Raw genomic sequence first — 19,115 nt, 5'->3', positions numbered from 1 at the left:
GTAAACTCCGAGCCCTAGTAACGCAAAACGTGGACGGTCTGCACCAAATGGCCGGCACCGGCTTAGAAAAAATGATTGAGGTGCATGGCAACGTGCACGAAGCGGTGTGCTTGCAATGTGATTGGCGAGAAAACATTGAACCGGTGCTGGAACGGGTGCGCAACGGCGAAGCCGACCCTCGTTGTGGCTGCGGAGGGCTAATAAAGACAGCCACGATTTTGTTTGGCCAAAGCCTGGTGGAACAAGACGTTGACAACATGTTTGCGGCGGCCAGTGAGTGCGATTTGTTGTTGGCGGTGGGTACCACCTTGGGGGTGTCGCCGGTCAACGCTTTGGTTCCTCAGGCAGTGCATTACGGGGCACCGGTAATAATTGTTAACGGAGGCCCCACCGAAATGGATGATCTGGCCACCGTTATAGTGGAGGGTTCAATCAGCGAACTACTGCCGAAAATAGTCGGTGGCTAATCCTGACCAACTAGGTAGGCTTTTACTATGGCATCATTCCGAGACCTCCTTCAAGCGGCCAAAAGCCGCATTAAAGAAACCGACCCGGCCGGCGCCGAAGCGTTAATAGCCGAGGGCTACCTTTTGCTTGACGTGCGCGAGCCCGATGAGTACGAACAAGGGGCCATTCCTGACTCCATGCATATTCCTCGCGGCAACCTCGAACCCGGCATTGAAGGCCGCCTCCCAGACCACGACCAACCCTTGGTAGTCATGTGCGCCGGTGGAGTGCGCTCCGCTTTTGCCGTCGACACATTAAACCAAATGGGCTACACCAACGTCGTCTCCATGGACGGTGGCTTCAACCGCTGGAAAGACGAAGGCCGCAACTGGAAAACCCCCCGCACCTTGGCCCCCGACCAACGCAATCGCTACCAACGCCATTTGTTGTTACCTGAACTGGGCGAAGAGGGCCAACTTAAACTTCTCGACGCCAAAGTATTGTTGCTGGGTGCCGGCGGCTTGGGCTCGCCAGCCGCTTTGTACCTTGCCGCCGCTGGGGTAGGTACGGTGGGCATCATCGATATGGACGTGGTTGACGAGTCGAACCTGCAACGCCAGATTTTGCACAACATGGACCGGGTAGGGGAGCGCAAAGTCGACTCTGCTAAAAAAACGTTGACCGCTTTAAACCCCGACGTCAATGTGGTGACCTACGATGTACGCCTTGGGGCCGACAACATCATGGACATCCTCGATGGTTACGACGTGGTAGTGGACGGCGCCGACAACTTTCCGAGCCGCTACCTGCTTAACGATGCCTCAGTAAAGTTGGGTATCCCGGTAGTCCATGGGTCAATCTTCCGCTTTGAAGGTCAGGTCACCGTGTTCAACCCACTCGACGGCCCGACCTATCGTGACATGTTGCCCGAAGCTCCACCGGCCGAGTTTGCTCCCAGTTGCGCCGAAGCCGGCGTGTTGGGGGTGCTGCCCGGCATCGTGGGCAGCATCCAAGCCTTGGAAGCCATCAAACTGATTTTGGGCTTAGGCGAAGGACTCTCGGGTCGCCTCGTAGCTTTCGACGCCATGGACATGACTTTCCACGAATACAAACTCCAAGTAGACCCCACCAACGAAGTCACCTGGGTCAACCGTGAACGCATCCAAATCGCCGAACTCGACGGCTTATGCATGCCTCAAGTAAGCGAACCACCCGCTAACTAACTCTTTTCCGGCGCATCCCCTAGAATCTGTTGATGCGCTTACTCGACCGTTTGCCCGCCGGCACGCTTGCTATCGGCGGGGGACTAGTGGTCAATGGATTAACGGCCTATGCCTTCATAACTATTTCTTCTCGCGACCTTGGCGCTGAGGCCTACTCGCCGGTGGCTCTGTTGTGGGCTTTAAGCTTTTTGTTGGGCATCGGCTTTTTTCTGCCCCTAGAACAAGAAACCGCCCGCTTGGTCGCCGGCCGGGTAAGCAGAGGCCAAGGCATCGGCCCCGTAGTGAAATCCGCTGCTCGATTAGGTGCTTCGCTGGCCCTCGGCCTGGTAGCGGTTTCGTTGCTCGCCGGCCGTTGGTTTACCAACGAATTTTTTAACGGAGAAACACTGCTGTTTTTGGGCCTTATTTTGGTGGTAGTGGGCCTCGGGGCAGCCCACCTGGTTAAAGGCACTTTGGCTGGTTTAGGCCGCTTTAATGGTTACGCCCGCTATGTCATGGGCGAAGGATTAGGCCGCTTATTGCTGGTGGGAGCAGTATTGGGGTTAGCTACCGGCAGCATTGGTGCCTATGGATTAGCCATTGGCTTGGCCCCACTGGTGGGTATTTTGTTGGCCACGGCAGGTCAACGAGGAATATTAACCCCCGGACCTGAAGCCCACATGGGCGACCTTTCAAAAGCTTTAGGGTCGCTATTGGTGGCTTCGGTAGCCACGGCACTGGTGCTCAACGTCAGTCCGTTGGCTGTACAAATATTGGCCACTCCCCAACAAGCCGACGAACCCGGACGGTTCCTCAACGCCTTGTTAGTGGCCCGGGTGCCCTTGTTCTTCTTTCAAGCAGTACAAGCAGCTTTGTTGCCACGCCTGTCTACCTTGGCCAGTCAAAACAAGTTCGCCGAACTTTGGCACGAACTCAAACACCTGTTGTTGTTGGTGGGGGCTTTAGGAATTGGAGCGGTGGCAGTAATGGCCGTGGTGGGGCCGCAAATAGTTGAAGTAGCATTTGGTGCCGAATTTGCCGTAGGGCGCCAAGACATGGTTTTGTTGGCTGTTTCTAGCGCTGGGCTGATGGTGGTGCTTTCGCTCACCCAAGCGCTTATTGCCTGTCGAGCCCAAGGCCGCATGGCCTTAGCCTGGGTGGCTGGGGTCGTGGCGTTTCCGCTGACGTTGTTGGTGGCCGGTGATCAACTGTTTCTACGGGTTGAAATAGCACTTGTCGCCACCGTTTCGGTGGCTGCCGTTGTCATGTTTGCCTTGCTTTTGCGCTTTTTAAGTGCGCAGCGAGTGTTCAGCCCGGCCGGCGATTAACTCGCCCTCCTTCCATTGCGAGGAAAAAGTCTCTAGACTCCAAAGGCGGGTGGAGCCGAGCGTCAAATGACGCAGCCTTTTAGGCTGCCGTCAATGAAATAATGGAGACCAACCACCAATGAAACAGAGAGGTAACCGGGTGTCTACGCGCCGTGGTGCGCTGCTGTTGGTGGTCGCCCTCATGGCCAATGTTTTAACCGCTTCTCCGGCTGTGGCAGATACAAATTATGTAGTGGTAGCGGGTGACACCTTGTCGGCGATAGCCGAAGAGTTTGCTATTACCCTCAACGATCTTCTCGACGCCAATGGTTTGACCTTGGAAAGCATCATCTATATCGGTCAAGTACTGACCATTCCCGGGGTGGATTTAGGTGACTACATCACCGACTACGGCGATGTAGTTGTCGAAGGCAGAGGCTGGGGCCACGGCCGCGGCATGGGCCAATACGGTTCGCTGGGCTACGCCATAGATGAAGGCTGGAATAGCGGCCAAATACTTGACCACTTCTATGGAAACACCACCGCAGAGACTTTGGACCCCCAAGACATCGGCGTACGCCTGCGCGCTCATGATGGTGATTCCACCACCGTTTATGTAGAAAACGCCATCTTGGTGGTGGGCGATCAAGACGGCAACTGGATTGAACTCGCCGACCAAGCAGTGCAAATAACCTTGGAAGGCAACGTTGATCGCTACAGCATCGCCGTGGGCCCCGACTGTGCCGGGCCGTTTACCGACGCTGGTTTCCACATAGAGAGCCCCATCGTGCGAGTGCGTTCGGCTGAATACGTGGTGCCAGCAACGACCACTACGACCTCAACAACTACTTCAACGACCACCACAACCACGGAGCCGCCGGCTACTACTACCACCGTGGCTCCTGACCCCGTGCTCACGGTGATCAACACCGACGATGCCGCTTTAGACGTGACCTTGCAGGCTTGCGAAAGCAGCAGTTCGGCCACCTGGTATCGCGGCGAAATGCGGGCCGCCCGCTACGAAGGAAACCAACGCACCGTCAACTGGCTACCCGTAGAGCAATACCTGCGCGGCGTAGTGCCACGAGAAATGCCCGCCAGTTGGGCCGAAGAAGGCGAAGGCGCCGGCATCGCTGCTCTTGAGGTGCAATCAGTAGCCGCTCGGTCGTATTCACTGGCCGAAAACCGCTATACCTACGCCAAAACCTGCGATACCACAGCCTGCCAAGTCTACGAAGGCCGAGAAAGCCGGGGGAGTGGCTGGCAAAGCAGCAACGAAGACACCCGCTCAGATAGTGCCATAGCGGCCACCGCTGGGCTAGTGCGCATGTTCGGCGACGAGATTGCTCGTACCGAGTTCTCTTCGTCTACCGGCGGCCACACCATTACCGGGGTATTCCCGGGGGTGCCCGACGATGGTGACGATGTCTACAACAACCCAGTCGCTCGGTGGAGTGAAACTCTAACTTTGTCCGACGTGCTCGCCGCCTACAGCATCAACGACCTCTACGAAGCAGTGGTAGTAACCCGAGATGGCAACGGTGACGATGGCGGCCGAGTAGACGAACTTGAACTTCGTACTCGCTCTGGTCAGGTAGTGACGGTAAGTGGCTACGACTTCCAATGGCAGTTCGGCATGAAATCGAAGTGGTACAACCTTGAATATGGGCCGCCCGATGCCAGTGTTGCTTTTCCCGCTGACCGCTATGACGAATATCGAGTAACCGCTGGCTACACCGACGAAGAAATGGTAGGCCTGCAGTCAGCAGCCGACCATTTTGAAACCACACCAGAAGAACTCCAACTCACCTCAGTGGGGGTACTGGCCTTTTTGCTGGCTTTAGGTGGGGATGAATTGGCGATAGAGCCCATGGAGGTTCCACCAGCAACTGATGGCACCAACATGGTGAAGTCGGCTTATTTTGCTTCAAACGGTGCGCAAGGAGCATTGGAATCAGTAGCTGAACCCTTTGGTTTAACCGGTGCCCAAGCACAAAAGTTCGCCACCTCGGTCATCGTGTTCTTGGTGGCCTTGGCCCAGGCGGGCTAAATCCGTTCCTGCTCAAAGGAAAAGAGCGACTGCACCTTTTCCTCATACTGGTTTTTTCCAAACAGAGTGGCTCGTTTAATTGCGTTGTTGCTGAGTCGTGTGCGTAGGTTTGTGTCGTTAACTAAGAGTTGTGTCTTTTCAATAAGTTCATCAGGGGTTCCCCAATGAAAACCATCTACTCCATGACGGACAATTTCAAGAGGCCCTCCCGCACCGAAAACAATTGGTACGGACCCGGCCGTCATTGCTTCGACAATCGAGATTCCAAAATGTTCGAAGAGAGCGGGTTTATTTTCGTTTTGCTTAAAACCTGTTGCATGCCAGTAGATCGAAGAAGAGGCAAGAAGGTCTGCGAGGTCACCTCCACTTACATTTGGGAGAATTTCTACCGGAAGGCCGCTTGCAGCAGCACGGACCGTTTCCAGATAAGAGGTTTCGTTAGGAGAGCATCCTCCTGCGAGAACCAACCGCCAATCTGGTAAGCCATCTTTTTGAGAGAGTATTCGAAAAGCCTTAATCATCTCAATCTGTTGTTTGGAGTGAGTGGTTTTCGAATCAAAAAATCGGCCAACGGAAAGAATAAAAGGCTTTTTTTCACCCGGGCAAACTTGGCGCGAAGGCGGTGGATAAAGAAGTTCACTTGATTGGTTCCAGAGTTTTTCTGTCCAGATTGAAGAAAAATCAGAGATGGATAGAAACCGCTGATACGACCTTGTCCACTGAAGGTTGGTTGTTTGTAGGCGTATTTTTTGGTCGATGTCCCGGAAGTAAGAGGAAACTGTGCCAAGTAACTGACAGGACTTCCAAAGAGGAAGGTAGACCGCTGATTTGATGCGAGAGCGAATCCGTGAAGGGTTACCCGGGAACATGACGATGTAGGTTCCATGAGGAGAATGATTCTGGGCTTTGCTCGAAAAAGAATGGTTTATGAAAAAGTCAAATTCTTCGCTAACTCTCGAAGCCTCAAAATCATTTTCTACCTGACGAAACGTGCAGTCTGAAATATCAATATTTAGGCGGGTTTTAAAGAGTCGAGTATTTGGTGGTGTCGGGCCGAGCAATGTGATGTGGTGATTTTTACTTAATGTTTCAGCGAGTATCCCCGCACTAACCTCGCCGCCTCCCATGGTTGCCCAATGATGATTGTAGATAGCGATGTTTGTCATGAATTTTTGTTACTCACTTGAGGAGAACATTGAGTCGGTCAAGATGGGGCGCTAATTGCGAGTACCCAGAATTTACTAATTTTAGGTTATCGAGTACTGAGTTGGCGGGCCGTGGTGCGGGTCGTGAAGGCACCAGATCGGTGGTGGATATGGGTAATACTCGGCTGGGGTCATGGCCGGCTGCTTCAGCTACTTCTTGGGCAAAAACAAACCATGAAACTGGACCGGCATTGGTGACATGAAAAATGCCTTCGTCCTTTGCTTCAACCAAGGCCAACAAAGCCCCGGCGAGGTCGCCAGTGAAGGTGGGGCAACCCACTTGGTCGTCAACAAAATACAGGTCTCCGGGGTTCCTTAACAGGCGTAAAATCGTCTGCAACATGTTGTTCCCATCGGGCCCCATGAGCCATGCTGTTCGTACAATCAATGCGCCAACTCCGGCTAGTTGTTCGCCCAGCAATTTTGATTTCCCATAAATGGATTGAGGATTGGTTGGGTCGGTTTCTAAATACGAGGATCCTTTTTGCCCATCGAAAACATAGTCTGTAGAGATTTGTACCAACTGCGCTCCGACCTGTCTTGCGGATTCAGCGAGGGAGCCAACTGCGTGACCGTTAACGGCAAAAGCTTTTTGTTGGTTGGATTCACAAGCATCGACATCGGTCCAAGCGGCGCAATTTATGACGACCTCTGGTTTTTCTCGTTCAAAAATATTTTTCAATTGTTCTTGGTCGGTAATATCAAGGTCTTTTTTTCTAAAAGTTATTAAACTATGATTGCCCCTCTGGCGCTGAAGAGCGAGAGCCAACTGACCGCTCCCTCCAGTAACGAGAATTTTCATGCACGAGCCTTGAGGGGTTCCCACCAATCACGGTGGTCGGCGTACCAGCGCACCGTGTCGGCTAGCCCCTCGGCAAAATTATGCTGTTGAGTCCAACCAAGAGCGGTAATTTTTGAAATATCAACGGAGTAACGCCGGTCATGGCCAAGGCGATCATCAACCCAGGTGATCATTGACTCGTCGAAACCCATCAGTTCAAGCAAAGCGTGAGTTAGCTCAAGATTGGTGAGTTCGCTTCCTGCTCCAATGTTGTAGATCTCACCAATTTCCCCTCGGCGTAACACGAGGTCTACGGCGGTGCAGTTATCAGCCACATGGCACCAGTCACGAATGTTTTTGCCGTCTCCATAAACAGGTACTTTGATTCTGTCCAACAGATTGGTGGCAAACAAGGGGATAATTTTTTCAGGAAATTGATATGGACCGTAATTGTTAGAAGACCGGGTTACCGATACGGGGAGACCGTGCGTGATGTGGTGGCTTAGAGCAATCAGATCAGACCCGGCTTTTGAGGCAGAATATGGAGAACGAGGGTTAAGAACATCGGTTTCAGAGGAAGAACCTCTTTCGATGGAACCATAAACCTCGTCGGTCGAAATATGCACGAAACGTTCCACATCTGCTTTGCGAGCCACATCGCAGAGCACATTAGTCCCATCACAGTTGGTGCGAATAAAGGCGTCCGGATCGGTAATGGATCGGTCCACATGGCTCTCTGCCGCGAAATGGACGACGGCCTGATGCCCAGGTAGTGCGGTTTCTACTGCAGAACGGTCGCAAATGTCGCCATAGACAAAAGAAAAACGAGGGTGGTCTTCTAAATCTTCCAAACTGGCTCGGTGGCCGGCGTAAGTCAAGGCATCAAAAACAGTTATCTCATCGTCGGTGGTGTTTAACACATGCCGCACATAGTTGGAGCCAATAAACCCCGCAGCACCGGTAATGAAAAGACGCATATTAGAACCTTGGTTGTAGGTCGGGTTTAAGGTCGCCTCGACGAGGGTTGGCTTGGTCTCTTAGCGAAAGAACAGGATTAGGGACCCCCCAGTCGGCGTTGATCTCTGGGTCGTCCCACGCTACTCCAAGTTCGTCGGCTGGGTTGTAGTAGCCATCGACTTGGTAGGTGATGGTCATATCGCTCAAGGCAGAAAACCCATGCGCTACTCCAGGTGGAATATAGATGCCACCATGGTTATGGGAGCCATCTTTTTGGTGGCCCAGATCGGTACAAATGGTTGTTCCTTCGGTGGGGGAACCTTGACGCAAATCATGGAGAACCACCCGAGCAGCACCAAAAGGCACATACCAATAGTCGGCTTGATGAAGGTGGTAATGCAGGCCTACCAAACTGCCTGCTTGGCGGTCGGCTCGGTTGTTTTGGACCATCTCGGGAACGCCTGGGAACCACTCCTTTCGCCATGTTTCTACAAAAAAGCCGCGTTGGTCATCAAACACTTCAGGATGAATAAAAATTATCCCGGTAATGAGATCAGAAGAAACGATGCTTGGCATGAGGACCCTTAGTGGAGTTCGACGATTGAATCATCGCCCAACATTAAGGTACTCACTCCGTTGGAGGATGAGCCAGAAACACTGCTGGAGCGCCCTAAAAGTGAGGAGGTGATACGCCCTCCACCGTTGATCATACAATCGCGGAGCAAGACGGAATCATCAATGCTGATGTCATCGAGTGAGCAACCATCCCCCAGTGAGGCATAAGGGCCTACTTGGCAGTTGCTGATGCTTACATTTTCACCAATAACTACCGGACCAGTAATAGTGCAGTTAGTGAGGGTGCTTTGTGCCCCGACTTGTACAGCTCCACTCAGTGTTGATGCGGAGTCAACGGTGGCTCTTTCGTCAATGCTTGTAACAATTGTGCTCAACACCAACCGGTTGCACTCAAGAAGAGAGTCTTTTTTGCCGGTATCAATCCACCAACCCTTAATTATTTCATGATCCACCGCTAAACCATCATTGATCAACTTTTGGATAGCGTCAGTGATTTCAAGTTCGCCTCGACCAGATGGCTTTAACGTGGCTACGGCCTGATGGATGGCCGGTGTAAAAAGGTAAACCCCTACCAGAGCGAGATCAGAGGGAGGATTCTTAGGTTTTTCAATCAACTCAGTGATGGAACCTTCGCAATCAAGTATTGCTACGCCAAATGATTGCGGGTCTGCAACTTTTTTGAGCAGTACTCGACAACTTAGAGGGCGGGAGGTGCGATCATGCTGGAAGCGACTGACTATGTCGCTTAAGTCCTGCTCAAGCATGTTGTCACCTAAATACATGATGAAGTCATCATCGGTAAGGAATTCCTGAGCAACAAGTACGCAGTGGGCAAGGCCCAGTGGCTTCTCTTGAGGGAGGTAGGTAATTTTTGCTCCCCATTTTTCTCCATTACCAACGGCACGGCGGATTTCATCGCCCGTTTCACCAATAATGATTCCTATCTGGGTGACTCCCGCTTCCACTAGTCGTTTAATACCGTAAAAGAGAATGGGGGTATTGGCGATAGGCACTAACTGCTTAGCGCTGGTATGGGTTACTGGGCGAAGTCGCACACCTGCGCCCCCGCTGAGAATGAGCCCTTTCACAGAAATGTATCTTAGCGGTTAGGACCATTATTGGCCCAGTATGGCCCAGGCGGTGTGGCTATATTCGTCTGTAAAGTATTGAGTGCTTGCTAGTCTTCAAAGATGGTTAGAGATTCTTTTAGAAATTTTGTTCTTCGCTTGACGGGAGCAAAGCATGTACAACTTGTTCTTGAGGGTCAGATACGCGATGCTTTCGCAGGTATTGAAGAACTTCAAACGATGATGAACGAAGTTCAAGTTCAACTTAGTTTATTAATTCAAGATGCAGAATCTTCAGGTATAAGGGTGGATGGACTAGAACGAGAAACGGGGAATATTAGTAAAGAACTCGGTGCGGCTAAGAATCAAATTGCCTCAGTTCACCGGGGTTTAACGGCCAGATCGCCTTTGACTGCAAGTGCTGAACTATCTGTCAAACTAACTCAAAACATACCCCTTGGCACACTGGATGAGGAAACGGTCTATGCGGCTATTGAAGAAAAGATGCGAGGCACTAGAGAAGAAATAAGCAACCGTCAGGCCCAATATGTACAGATGGTCAAGGAACTTCCGAATGTAGGGAAAGTAGTTGACCTTGGTTGTGGCCGAGGAGAGTTCCTCTCCCTGCTCCAGGAGGAGGGCGTTCATGGGGTTGGGGTTGATTTGAATACCACTTTTGTCGCCGAATGCCAGACACAAGGCCTTGAGGTTCAAAATTGTGATGCACTTACTTATCTCACTTCTTGCCCAGATTCTTCCATGCGGGCGGTGGTGGCTTTTCAAGTATTAGAACATCTATCGTTTGCTACCTTAGTGAGAGTTCTCGCCGAGGCTTACCGGGTTCTTCTCCCTGGAGGCCTTTTTTTAGGAGAAACGCCAAATGGGGCAAATTTGGCCGTTGGCGGGTCAACGTTTTGGATCGACCATACGCATGTGCGGCCACTTCACCCCGATTTATTAAAGACCCTTGCCGATTATTTTGGGTTCGATAAGGTAAAGGTTGACTTGGTATCTTTGCCCGAGGTTCCGTGGCGTTTAGATAAAGAAGTAGCGGGCCAACCGGTGAGCGATGCCGTGCTTGGCCTTCAGGAGTATGTATTGAGCGGTCAAGATGCTTTATTGGTCGCTTATCGTCCTGTAGAAAGATGACGGTAGGGTCGACGGTTAAATGCTTCAATAGTTCGCAAGAGCAGATCTTCGTAGCGCATAATCAAATCTTCCCACTGATAATGGTTGGCGACAAACAACCGGCCGTTTTCTCCTAATTGTGAGTTGAGGTGGGGGTCTTCAAGAAGTAGGTCCAAGGCCGCTTCAAATTCGGCAAAACCCTGATAAGGGAAACCACCTCCTGAACGTCGAGTTTGACCTACAAGTACTTCGCAGCGCCCTTGCACCAAAGCTGGTTTACCCATAGACCAAGCCTCGGTCAAGGCCATGGAGAAACTTTCGAAGTAGGAAGGTTGAAGGAATGCGGTGCAGGCAGCTAACGCATCGAGTTTCTCTTGCTCTGGCACGAAACCAGTTGTAATGAGATCAGGATGGTTGGGGAGGTGCATGACTTGCTCCCCCACGATCACTAATTTTAGAGAGGAAGGGTTGCGTTTTTTGTAGGCCACAAAATAATCAAAAGCCTCAAGCGAGCCTTTTCCAGGGTCCACACGCCCCACATAGAGTAGAAATGGGTTGTTGCCGATTTGGTGGCGGGAGCGAAAACGGTTGCCGTCACCAGAAAGAGAAAGGTCGGTTCCCACTCCGATCACTTCTTCTACTGCGCTATGTCCAAAACGTTGGTTCACTAGCGAGGCTTCCTCAACGGTCAGAAAAGCAATACCGTCAGGGAGGCGAAATAATCGGTCAAAGATCGGTACCAATAGGTGCGGCTCAAGGTGCGCTGTGGGTTGAAAGAGGGTGGGAGTGCGTCCGGCTACCGCTGGAAGCCCTCGAATTGTGGTGTAGTAGAGATAAGTGAAAAAGATCACAATATCATAATTGGATGAATCACTAGCTAACCATTTTGGAAGGCCGGTAGTTCGCGGTCCCATTTCATTTACCCAGAGCTCTTGAGCGGATAAGGGAACCGGATGAGTACCCCAGACTACCGCCGCATCAATTCCGCTGAATCGCTGCCCATCGCGCTTACGATCTACCGGAAAACGGTGAACAAGTACGTCGTTTATTCGTTCGCTACCAGCTTGAAATTCGTTTGACCAGTCGGTGTAGTTTTTAGCGCAACTGGTTGCAACCTCAACTTGATGGCCGGCTGATGATAAATGTTCGGCGAACAGACGACAGCACTGTTCTGATCCGCCGGCAATGTTTGTGCCATACCTTTGAACGACAAAGAGGATGCGCATTAATCTAATTCAGCCAACATGTTGAGGAAAGTTTTGGTTGTTGAACTGGAGCAGAAGCTCTTGGCCTGTTGTTTTCCGCTGGTGGTGAGTTGTTTGTAAAGGTCTTTATTTTCAAGTAATTCCACAACTCCTTCCGCGAAAAGTTCAGGTCCTGCATCAGGGGGAAGAAGGATTCCTGCCGTACCGACAGTGTCAGGAAGAGCAGCGATATTTCGAGAGATGGTAGGAACGCCTGCCGCCATTGCTTCTAGTACAGGGATGCAGAGACCCTCATGCATACTGGCGGTTAGGAATATGTCGGCCTGCTGGTAAAGAGCTGTTAGCTCGGTGTCACTGACTTGGCCTAAAAAGAGACAGTTCGGGACATGAAGACGTTGAGATTGTTGAAAGGCGGCATCATTTACTATGGGCAGGGTGGGGGGGCCGACAAGTGCTAATGAGGTATTCCGTCCAAGATATTGGGTGAGAAGAGATTGTGTTTGAATGAGAACCTCTGGCCGCTTGTGGGGCACAGCTTGGCCGACGTAGAGTAAGAGATGCCCAGAGGTTTCCCGCTCAATACGGTGCAGCATTGCTGGGTCACTGGTGAGTTTCTGCAGTCGAGAGGTCTCCACCCCGAGGGGAAGAACAACTACGTTTTTGTAGCCGATTTGTTTGAGGCCTTTTGCGTTATAAGGAGAGTCGGCTATGGAAAGAACTACCTTCGAGCGAAGAAATTCTAGTTCGCTCCAACCTTCTCGGAGGCTTCCTGCACGTATTGGATCAAAGTTTTCAAAATAATGCGCTGGTGTGATGTTATGAAATATGAGAACTAACGGATCGCTGGAGTTTTGAAGAAAGCGATGTACTTCTTTGTCCCCACCACTGGCGTGAAATATTATGGTTCTTTTGGTTGAGTATTTTTGGGGAAACTCATCTAGCGGGATGACATCGGTTATGTCAGGAGAGGGATGTTGAGCAAAAATTTCACTTCTACCCAAATCGCGGAGGGATGAACGAAGGTTTCTTGCCATGTTGGTGATGGCGTCGGTTCGTCCTGCGCCAACAAGAATTTGATGAATTTCTGTCACGCTGGTGGGCTTATATCAAGCTTTGCTTCAATGAGATTGAGGCGATCTAGTGCTGCAGAGAGTCGACGGTTTATATCACGGCGGCTTTCGGGCGGACCTTTATTGCTTTCATCACCGTTGTCTGTTTGCTCTTCTATGAGTAGTAGTAACTGAACTATTACTTGATTGACCACTTCAGCATGTTGTTGACACTGTTGAAGAATTCCATTCGTTTGACGGACGGTTAACTTGGCTGCAATGTGGTGAAGGATTCTTTTGAAAGGGTTCGGGGACCAAGTCTTGATTTGCGCGGCATCAAAGATAGAGGCTGCATTAAGGCGTCGCAGTATTGTTTGTAGCTCTCCCTGACCCGCTTCATCAAAATCAAACCCTCGAAGAATTTGATGATAATGGCTATCTAATTGCTGCTCTAGCCCAGGTGGGTAGTCTCCAGCGATTCGGCGAGCGGCGACGTTCTGTTTGAGCTTGTCCAGAAGATCGTTGGTGTCGTTTTGCATGTGCAGAGCATATCTAATGCTGTTTAGTTAGGTAGCCTTTCTCAAATGACTATGCCAAGTTGACTTGTGAGGTAAATGATGTATCTGAATAAAAGAGTAGCTGTAGTGGTTCCTTCCTATAAGGAGGAAACACAAATTGAGCGTGTAATCAAAACTATGCCAGATTTTGTGGATCTGATAGTAGTGATTGACGACGCAAGCCCAAAACCAGATCAAACTTGCGAAATTGTAAGCCAATTGGCTGTTGAAGACTCTCGAGTAGTACTGCTAGCTCGTCAGGAGAATGGAGGGGTTGGTGCAGCGATTGAAGATGGCTATGTCGAGGCACTGAAAAGAGGGGCTGCAGTAATTGCCACGATGGCGGGCGACGGTCAAATGGACCCCAAGGAACTTCACCGAGTAGTTGAGCCGGTGGCCTCGGGAAAAACCGATTTAGCTAAAGGAAATCGGTACAACCTTCAAAGCGATTGGTCTGTCATACCGAGGGTCAGGTTGATTGGCAGTATTATTTTGTCGTTTATGACTCGGCTGGCTACCGGCTACTGGACTATCGGTGATCCCCAGAATGGCTATAATGCAGCGTCATCTGAACTTGTTAAGCAATTTGCTCGTCGAGGCCTCTATCCCCGATACGGAGTCCCTAATGATTTACTGATCTCTTGTGCCATCTATGGTGCCCGGGTCCTAGATGTCCCGATGGAGCCGGTTTACAATGTAGGAGAGCAGTCCAAATTGCGGCCCAGTCGAGTAGCATTTCCAATTTTCCTTCTTCTTCTCCGAGGTTTCTGGAAGCGCATGTATTATCGGCATTTCCTTATAGAGACCACCCCTGTTCCGCTGGCGTATCTTTCTGGACTGTTGAGCTTTATCTCGGGTTTTTGTTGGACGGCTGTTTTGTTTATTCGATCAATTCAGATGTCGGTTACGACCCCGGAAGTTGTGGCGGCGACCCTTTTGTTCATGGGAGGCGGGATTGTTCTTCTGCTTGCAATAGTGTTGGATGTTCTTTTTGCCAGCCGAATGATTGTTAGTGGAGGTGAACAGATTTGAAGTGGTGGGCGACTATTCAGAGATCAGTTGATGACTCTGGCTTCAACCGCTAAATCAACCACACCTGCACTTTTTGAGGATCCGGTAAGAGTAAATCGGCTTGCTTGGTTACTTTGGGTATAAAGAGTTTTCCCGTCTGAGGAATGAGCGCCGAGGTCCACTTCGTACATTCCATTTAGCAGAGGAAAACTGTTAAATGTAAAACTTAAGACGGTTCTTGACGAAATATTTGAAAGGTCAGTAGTCAACAAATGAGTATTTGAAGAGTTGATTATGTTTCCGCCGATTTCCCGAATTGCATAGGCGACTACTAGGTCATTGACTTGTTCATTCATAATTATTTCAACATTCATGGTAACAACATCAAGTGGTCGGATGGTAGTTATTTGGCGACCATCTACTAAAAAATTTATATTTCCAAAACTGATGGCACCGTTGGGGGAGGTTATTTCCATCGAAGTAATTGCTTCATCGGTGTGGAGATACTGACGATAGGTAATCGCTGCTTCGCTAGGGTCACCCTGAGCAATCACCCGGCCATGATCAAGGACGATGATTTTGTCGCAGATAGATGCGGCAAGGTCAACATCATGTGTGACGAATAGCATGGTGACTCCTTCATCATGAAAGCGGCGAATTTGGTCTAAACATTTGAGTTGGAAAGCTTCGTCTCCGACTGCTAAAACTTCATCAATTAATAGAATCTCAGGTTCCACATGTACGGAAAGGGCAAATCCCAACCGGGCGAACATTCCAGTGGAGTAGTGTTTCATTTGGTTATCAATGAAGTCGCCTAGTTCTGCAAACTCAACTATGCGGTCTAGGCGACTGGTTATTTCGTGTTTTTTCAGTCCTAGTATTGATCCGGCAAGATAGAGATTTTCTCTGCCGGTAAGTTCAGGATGAAACCCTGCTCCGAGCTCCAATAGGGCAGCCATTCTCCCTTGGACTTGGATGGTTCCGGTTGATTGCCTGAGAGTTCCCGCAATACATTTTAGCAAAGTAGATTTCCCCGATCCGTTATGGCCGAGAAGACCGGTCATGGACCCTGGGGGCACGTTGAAAGAAACTTGGTGCACAGCATCAAACTCATGATATGGAATCTTGCCAAAGTGAAGAGCTCGTTCTTTGAGCGTTCGAAATTGTTCTTGGTAGATGCGAAAAGTTTTGGTTACGTCCTGAACAGAGATACCGCCAAGGTCTGCCATGATTCCGCCTATATCTTTTCTGCTAATTGACCATCAAGTCGTCGAAATAAACGTAAAGAACCAATAAAGAGCAAGGTAGAGACGGTCAAGACGATGGAAATGTTACGGAAGTAGAGCCAAAGAGAGATATCAGGGATATAGCCCGGTGGTGGGTTATGCAGGGCCCGTTGGAAGGTAAGGACTATAGAAGTAACAGGGTTAAGCATGGCTAGCCAACTGGAGGTTCCCAGTCGTTCAGCGACAAGGTTGTAGTTGTAAACAATTGGAGTGAACCAGAACCAAGCGAGCAAAGTCACTTCTAGAAGGTGCTGTACATCTCGATAATAAACATTGAGGACAGATAGAGAAAGAGCGCCTGCTGCAGCAAGCACTACAATTGCCAGTAGAGCCAGGGGAAGCAGAAGTAGTGCTTGCCAATCTGGGGCGTGGCGAAAGACCAAAAGAGCGACTGTGAGCACCGATGCTTGAAGGAAAAAATGGACGAGAGCCGCTCCTACACTAGCCAGAGGAAGAACTTCACGGGGAAACCAAATTTTTTGAACGATGGAAGCGTTACCGATGATCGAACCAGCTCCGTTGCCGAGGCTGGTTGAAAGAAAGTTCCAGATCAGAAGCCCAGAAAGAAGAAATATGGCAAACATCGGAATCTGAGTACGAAGAACTTCCTGGAAAACTAAGGTAAATACCACAAGGTAGAGTAAGGGGTTGAGGAGCGACCAGAAGAATCCAAGGATGCTGTTTTTGTAACGAAGGCGTAGTTCGGTCCGAGTTAGATTGAAAAGCAATCCCCGGTAAGCGATTATTTGACGGATGCTTCCATTGGATTGGGAGCGATGGTCCGCCTGAAGCGCTTGCTGTTTCCCGCTCATAACATTTTGCTCCTCAAAGAAATTTATCAGGACGACTTCTCATGCAGAGCCGTGGACAGTCATGTTACAGTTTAGCGGAAGCAGGGTTCCTTTCGTAAGATGTTAGACGGATGTATGATTGCCGTGGAGAAACAATAAAAATATTTTGGATATTTTCTTACTATGCCTATTACCGTTCATCACCTGACCCCAACGTTTCGACCTCATGATGCGCTTGGGGTGCATACAAAGAATCTTCATGGGCTTGTTACAAATGTTGGAAATCGTTCTCTAATTTGGTCTGGGGAACGGAGGAGTCCCGCCCCTGCAAAGCATTGGAGAAGATTTAAAACAGAAAGATCAGGTAGAGACCTTCTTATCTATCAGGCGGCTACCGGGTCAGAAATGGTTGAAGAGATTCTCCTCCGCCAGGAGACACTGATTGTCAATTATCACAATATAACACCGGCCCATTATTTTGATCAACTGGCGCCAAATCTGGCTTTCGAACTTCGACAGGGCAGAGAACAGTTGAGTAGAATGGCAAAACGTGCCCGAATGGCGATTGCTGATTCTGAATTCAACGCATCCGAATTGCGTGCACTCGGGTTTGCGAATGTTCTGACGATCCCGGTTTTGGCGGATTTCGGAAAGAGAGTGGAGCGAAAACCGCGAACGGAGCCAGTATTGAGAGGATCTCAGTGGTTATTTGTGGGGCGATTAGTTCCGAACAAGGCTCAACACGATTTGATAGTGGCATTAGCTGCTTATCGAGAGTTATACGACTCTGAAGCAACTCTCACTTTGGTGGGCGGGGGTTTGCCCTCTTATCAAAAGAAGTTGCAAGATTTGCTCTCTGAATTGGGGATCTCTGAAGCAGTAAGAATGGTTGGGGTAGTGAGCGAGGAAGAGAAGAGAGATTATTTTCGGTCTGCGGATATATACCTCTCTCTATCAGACCATGAAGGTTATGGGGTGCCGTTAGTGGAAGCCATGCATCACGGGCTTCCAGTAGTTGCTTTTGATGTGGCGGCGGTAGGGGAAACAGTAGGCAAAAGTGGGTTACTTCTTCTAGAGAAAAAACCAACGAATGTGGCAGCGGTAATTTTTGAGGTGCTTAGCGATCCAAAGGTGTATCAATCAATCGTTGCTTCTGGGTTGGATCGGTCAAAAGAACTGTCGTATCATTACAGCGCTAAAGCTTTTATTGAGGCACTTTCGCCATTGCTGTACGACTAGTGAGACTAGCCCTACTCAACCACCGCAACGACGTCGCCGCCGCCTACTGAGTCGCCTACTGCGATACGTACTTCGGTGACGGTGCCGGCTTTTTCAGCGGCAATGCTGTTTTCCATTTTCATAGCTTCCAGTACGCAAATAGGGTCACCGGCTTCCACCGTGTCGCCCACCTCGACTAGCACTTTGACAATGGTGCCTTGCATGGGCACGGTCACCTGACCGCTACCGCTGCCTCCGCTGCCCCCAGAACGGCTTTGGCGACGTCGAGGAGCACCGGCCACTTGAGCGGCCGATGGGTCGGGAACCCACATACTGACCGCAAAACGTTTACCGTCAACTTCTACGGACATTTCTCGTTTAACCGTCGGTTGGTCTAGGTCGGCTGGGGCTTCACCCTTATCGGCTTTGACCTCAGAAAGGTCCAGCGTTTCTTCCACCCACTTGGTGGAATGCGTGCCGGCCTGAAAATCTTCATGAGACAAAATGGCGATATCGGCCGGAATAGTGGTAGCCACCCCGGTGATTTCTAACTCATTCAAAGCCCGCAAGGTGCGGCGGATAGCGATGTCTCGATTGGCACCCCACACCACTAGTTTTCCTACCAAGTTGTCGTAAAACTGGCTTACCTCGTCACCGGCTTCGTAGCCGGCATCAAAACGCACCCCAAAACCATCGGGAAGTTTCAAAGTGTTAATACGCCCAGGGGAAGGCAAAAATGCCCCGCCGGCCGGGTCTTCGGCATTAATGCGCACCTCAATGGCGTGGCCGCGAATTTCTACGTCCTCTTGAGTAAAACTCAGCGGCTGGCCAGCAGCCATCAAGAGTTGTTGCTCCACCAGGTCAAGGCCGGTCACCAACTCGGTCACCGGGTGCTCTACCTGAAGCCGGGTGTTCATCTCTAAATAATGAAACTCTCCGTCTTCGTACAAAAACTCCACTGTGCCGGCGTTGGTGTAACCACAACCCAAGGCCACCTTCACCGCTGCCTCACCCATGGCGACACGAACATCATCAGGCAGGCCGGGCGCCGGGGCTTCTTCAATAAGTTTCTGATGTCGACGCTGCGCCGAACAATCCCGATCACCCAAGTACACCGCATGGCCGTGTTGGTCGGCCAAAATCTGAATCTCAATATGGCGAGGAGCGGTTAGATAGCGCTCCATGTAAATCTCATCACGGCCAAAATAAGCCAACGATTCCCGTTGCGCAGACTCAATAGCTTCTTCAATCGATTCTTCGCTGGCCACCACCTTCATG

18 protein-coding genes are annotated in these 19,115 nt (G+C 50.4%); 7 read left to right on the top strand and 11 right to left on the bottom strand.

All coding sequences use genetic code 11. The features are described 5' to 3' along the window. The 4 genes from EYQ49_05775 to EYQ49_05760 all read left to right on the top strand — a co-directional run. The coding region (locus tag EYQ49_05775; protein HIG25385.1) for an NAD-dependent deacetylase at nucleotides 1-467 on the top strand (467 nt) is incomplete at its 5' end. A 27-nt stretch (nucleotides 468-494) separates the two neighbouring features. Further along, nucleotides 495-1,670, top strand: a complete 1,176-nt coding sequence (gene moeB, locus EYQ49_05770) for a molybdopterin-synthase adenylyltransferase MoeB (GenBank protein HIG25384.1) — start codon at nucleotides 495-497, stop codon at nucleotides 1,668-1,670. A gap of 32 nt (nucleotides 1,671-1,702) precedes the next feature. Beyond that, nucleotides 1,703-2,977, top strand: a complete 1,275-nt coding sequence (locus tag EYQ49_05765; protein HIG25383.1) for a hypothetical protein — start codon at nucleotides 1,703-1,705, stop codon at nucleotides 2,975-2,977. 118 nt (nucleotides 2,978-3,095) lie between these two features. Continuing rightward, nucleotides 3,096-5,006, top strand: coding sequence for a SpoIID/LytB domain-containing protein (locus EYQ49_05760; protein HIG25382.1), 1,911 nt, complete (start codon nucleotides 3,096-3,098; stop codon nucleotides 5,004-5,006). Here EYQ49_05760 and EYQ49_05755 read toward each other — a convergent pair. Genes EYQ49_05755 through EYQ49_05735 form a run of 5 tightly spaced genes read right to left on the bottom strand, consistent with a single transcriptional unit; the run spans nucleotide 5,003 to nucleotide 9,613 of the window. Continuing rightward, nucleotides 5,003-6,172, bottom strand: a complete 1,170-nt coding sequence (locus EYQ49_05755) for a glycosyltransferase (GenBank protein ID HIG25381.1) — start codon at nucleotides 6,170-6,172, stop codon at nucleotides 5,003-5,005. The genes EYQ49_05760 and EYQ49_05755 overlap by 4 nt on opposite strands. A gap of 13 nt (nucleotides 6,173-6,185) precedes the next feature. Then, nucleotides 6,186-7,013, bottom strand: coding sequence for a dTDP-4-dehydrorhamnose reductase (rfbD, locus tag EYQ49_05750; GenBank protein ID HIG25380.1), 828 nt, complete (start codon nucleotides 7,011-7,013; stop codon nucleotides 6,186-6,188). Further along, entirely contained in the window at nucleotides 7,010-7,969 is a 960-nt protein-coding gene (gene rfbB, locus EYQ49_05745) for a dTDP-glucose 4,6-dehydratase (protein HIG25379.1), read from the bottom strand. Before rfbB ends, rfbD begins: the two co-directional genes overlap by 4 nt. Nucleotide 7,970: 1 nt before the next feature. Further along, nucleotides 7,971-8,525 carry a dTDP-4-keto-6-deoxy-D-glucose epimerase gene (locus EYQ49_05740; GenBank protein HIG25378.1) on the bottom strand — a complete coding sequence of 185 codons (555 nt, stop codon included), beginning with the start codon at nucleotides 8,523-8,525 and terminating at the stop codon, nucleotides 7,971-7,973. Nucleotides 8,526-8,533: 8 nt separating this feature from the next. Beyond that, nucleotides 8,534-9,613 (bottom strand): glucose-1-phosphate thymidylyltransferase, encoded by a 1,080-nt coding sequence (locus EYQ49_05735; protein ID HIG25377.1) that lies wholly within the window; start codon nucleotides 9,611-9,613, stop codon nucleotides 8,534-8,536. Nucleotides 9,614-9,715: 102 nt separating this feature from the next. Here EYQ49_05735 and EYQ49_05730 point away from each other — a divergent pair, with 102 nt between their 5' ends. After that, the gene (locus EYQ49_05730; protein HIG25376.1) at nucleotides 9,716-10,741 is read left to right on the top strand and encodes a class I SAM-dependent methyltransferase; all 1,026 of its coding nucleotides are present in this window, start codon (nucleotides 9,716-9,718) and stop codon (nucleotides 10,739-10,741) included. Here EYQ49_05730 and EYQ49_05725 read toward each other — a convergent pair. Genes EYQ49_05725 through EYQ49_05715 form a run of 3 tightly spaced genes read right to left on the bottom strand, consistent with a single transcriptional unit; the run spans nucleotide 10,720 to nucleotide 13,513 of the window. Then, nucleotides 10,720-11,946, bottom strand: coding sequence for a glycosyltransferase (locus tag EYQ49_05725; GenBank protein HIG25375.1), 1,227 nt, complete (start codon nucleotides 11,944-11,946; stop codon nucleotides 10,720-10,722). The two genes, EYQ49_05730 and EYQ49_05725, sit on opposite strands and share 22 nt — an antisense overlap. After that, nucleotides 11,946-13,016 (bottom strand): glycosyltransferase, encoded by a 1,071-nt coding sequence (locus tag EYQ49_05720; protein HIG25374.1) that lies wholly within the window; start codon nucleotides 13,014-13,016, stop codon nucleotides 11,946-11,948. Before EYQ49_05720 ends, EYQ49_05725 begins: the two co-directional genes overlap by 1 nt. Beyond that, the gene (locus tag EYQ49_05715; protein ID HIG25373.1) at nucleotides 13,013-13,513 is read right to left on the bottom strand and encodes a hypothetical protein; all 501 of its coding nucleotides are present in this window, start codon (nucleotides 13,511-13,513) and stop codon (nucleotides 13,013-13,015) included. The genes EYQ49_05720 and EYQ49_05715 overlap by 4 nt, the downstream gene beginning before the upstream one ends. Before the next feature lie 75 nt (nucleotides 13,514-13,588). Between EYQ49_05715 and EYQ49_05710 the strand changes: the two genes are divergently transcribed. Further along, nucleotides 13,589-14,563, top strand: a complete 975-nt coding sequence (locus tag EYQ49_05710) for a glycosyltransferase family 2 protein (GenBank protein HIG25372.1) — start codon at nucleotides 13,589-13,591, stop codon at nucleotides 14,561-14,563. A 23-nt stretch (nucleotides 14,564-14,586) separates the two neighbouring features. Here EYQ49_05710 and EYQ49_05705 read toward each other — a convergent pair whose 3' ends face one another. Both EYQ49_05705 and EYQ49_05700 read right to left on the bottom strand, forming a co-directional pair. Continuing rightward, nucleotides 14,587-15,771, bottom strand: a complete 1,185-nt coding sequence (locus tag EYQ49_05705) for an ABC transporter ATP-binding protein (GenBank protein ID HIG25371.1) — start codon at nucleotides 15,769-15,771, stop codon at nucleotides 14,587-14,589. 8 nt (nucleotides 15,772-15,779) lie between these two features. After that, entirely contained in the window at nucleotides 15,780-16,640 is an 861-nt protein-coding gene (locus EYQ49_05700) for an ABC transporter permease (protein HIG25370.1), read from the bottom strand. A 162-nt stretch (nucleotides 16,641-16,802) separates the two neighbouring features. Here EYQ49_05700 and EYQ49_05695 point away from each other — a divergent pair, with 162 nt between their 5' ends. After that, entirely contained in the window at nucleotides 16,803-17,858 is a 1,056-nt protein-coding gene (locus tag EYQ49_05695) for a glycosyltransferase (protein HIG25369.1), read from the top strand. An 11-nt stretch (nucleotides 17,859-17,869) separates the two neighbouring features. On the opposite strand, the gene EYQ49_05690 is transcribed toward EYQ49_05695, so the two are convergent. After that, nucleotides 17,870-19,115: biotin/lipoyl-binding protein (locus EYQ49_05690; GenBank protein ID HIG25368.1), on the bottom strand; the 1,246-nt coding region annotated here is incomplete at its 5' end.

This window comes from Acidimicrobiia bacterium (assembly GCA_012959995.1).
In the GTDB taxonomy this organism is placed as follows: Bacteria; Actinomycetota; Acidimicrobiia; order Acidimicrobiales; family MedAcidi-G1; genus MedAcidi-G2B.
Note: the sequence above shows the minus strand (reverse complement) of the source record. Positions and strands in the feature narration are given on the sequence as shown.

What these genes read in the sequence shown, in the direction of transcription:
- EYQ49_05760 (HIG25382.1), top strand. Translation starts at nt 3,096, where the DNA reads ATGAAACAGAGAGGTAACCGGGTGTCTACGCGCCGTGGTGCGCTGCTG.
- EYQ49_05730 (HIG25376.1), top strand. Translation starts at nt 9,716, where the DNA reads ATGGTTAGAGATTCTTTTAGAAATTTTGTTCTTCGCTTGACGGGAGCA.
- EYQ49_05765 (HIG25383.1), top strand. Translation starts at nt 1,703, where the DNA reads ATGCGCTTACTCGACCGTTTGCCCGCCGGCACGCTTGCTATCGGCGGG.
- rfbD (HIG25380.1), bottom strand. Translation starts at nt 7,013, where the DNA reads ATGAAAATTCTCGTTACTGGAGGGAGCGGTCAGTTGGCTCTCGCTCTT.
- EYQ49_05725 (HIG25375.1), bottom strand. Translation starts at nt 11,946, where the DNA reads ATGCGCATCCTCTTTGTCGTTCAAAGGTATGGCACAAACATTGCCGGC.
- EYQ49_05705 (HIG25371.1), bottom strand. Translation starts at nt 15,771, where the DNA reads ATGGCAGACCTTGGCGGTATCTCTGTTCAGGACGTAACCAAAACTTTT.
- EYQ49_05710 (HIG25372.1), top strand. Translation starts at nt 13,589, where the DNA reads ATGATGTATCTGAATAAAAGAGTAGCTGTAGTGGTTCCTTCCTATAAG.
- rfbB (HIG25379.1), bottom strand. Translation starts at nt 7,969, where the DNA reads ATGCGTCTTTTCATTACCGGTGCTGCGGGGTTTATTGGCTCCAACTAT.
- EYQ49_05740 (HIG25378.1), bottom strand. Translation starts at nt 8,525, where the DNA reads ATGCCAAGCATCGTTTCTTCTGATCTCATTACCGGGATAATTTTTATT.
- EYQ49_05715 (HIG25373.1), bottom strand. Translation starts at nt 13,513, where the DNA reads ATGCAAAACGACACCAACGATCTTCTGGACAAGCTCAAACAGAACGTC.
- EYQ49_05755 (HIG25381.1), bottom strand. Translation starts at nt 6,172, where the DNA reads ATGACAAACATCGCTATCTACAATCATCATTGGGCAACCATGGGAGGC.
- EYQ49_05700 (HIG25370.1), bottom strand. Translation starts at nt 16,640, where the DNA reads ATGAGCGGGAAACAGCAAGCGCTTCAGGCGGACCATCGCTCCCAATCC.
- EYQ49_05695 (HIG25369.1), top strand. Translation starts at nt 16,803, where the DNA reads ATGCCTATTACCGTTCATCACCTGACCCCAACGTTTCGACCTCATGAT.
- moeB (HIG25384.1), top strand. Translation starts at nt 495, where the DNA reads ATGGCATCATTCCGAGACCTCCTTCAAGCGGCCAAAAGCCGCATTAAA.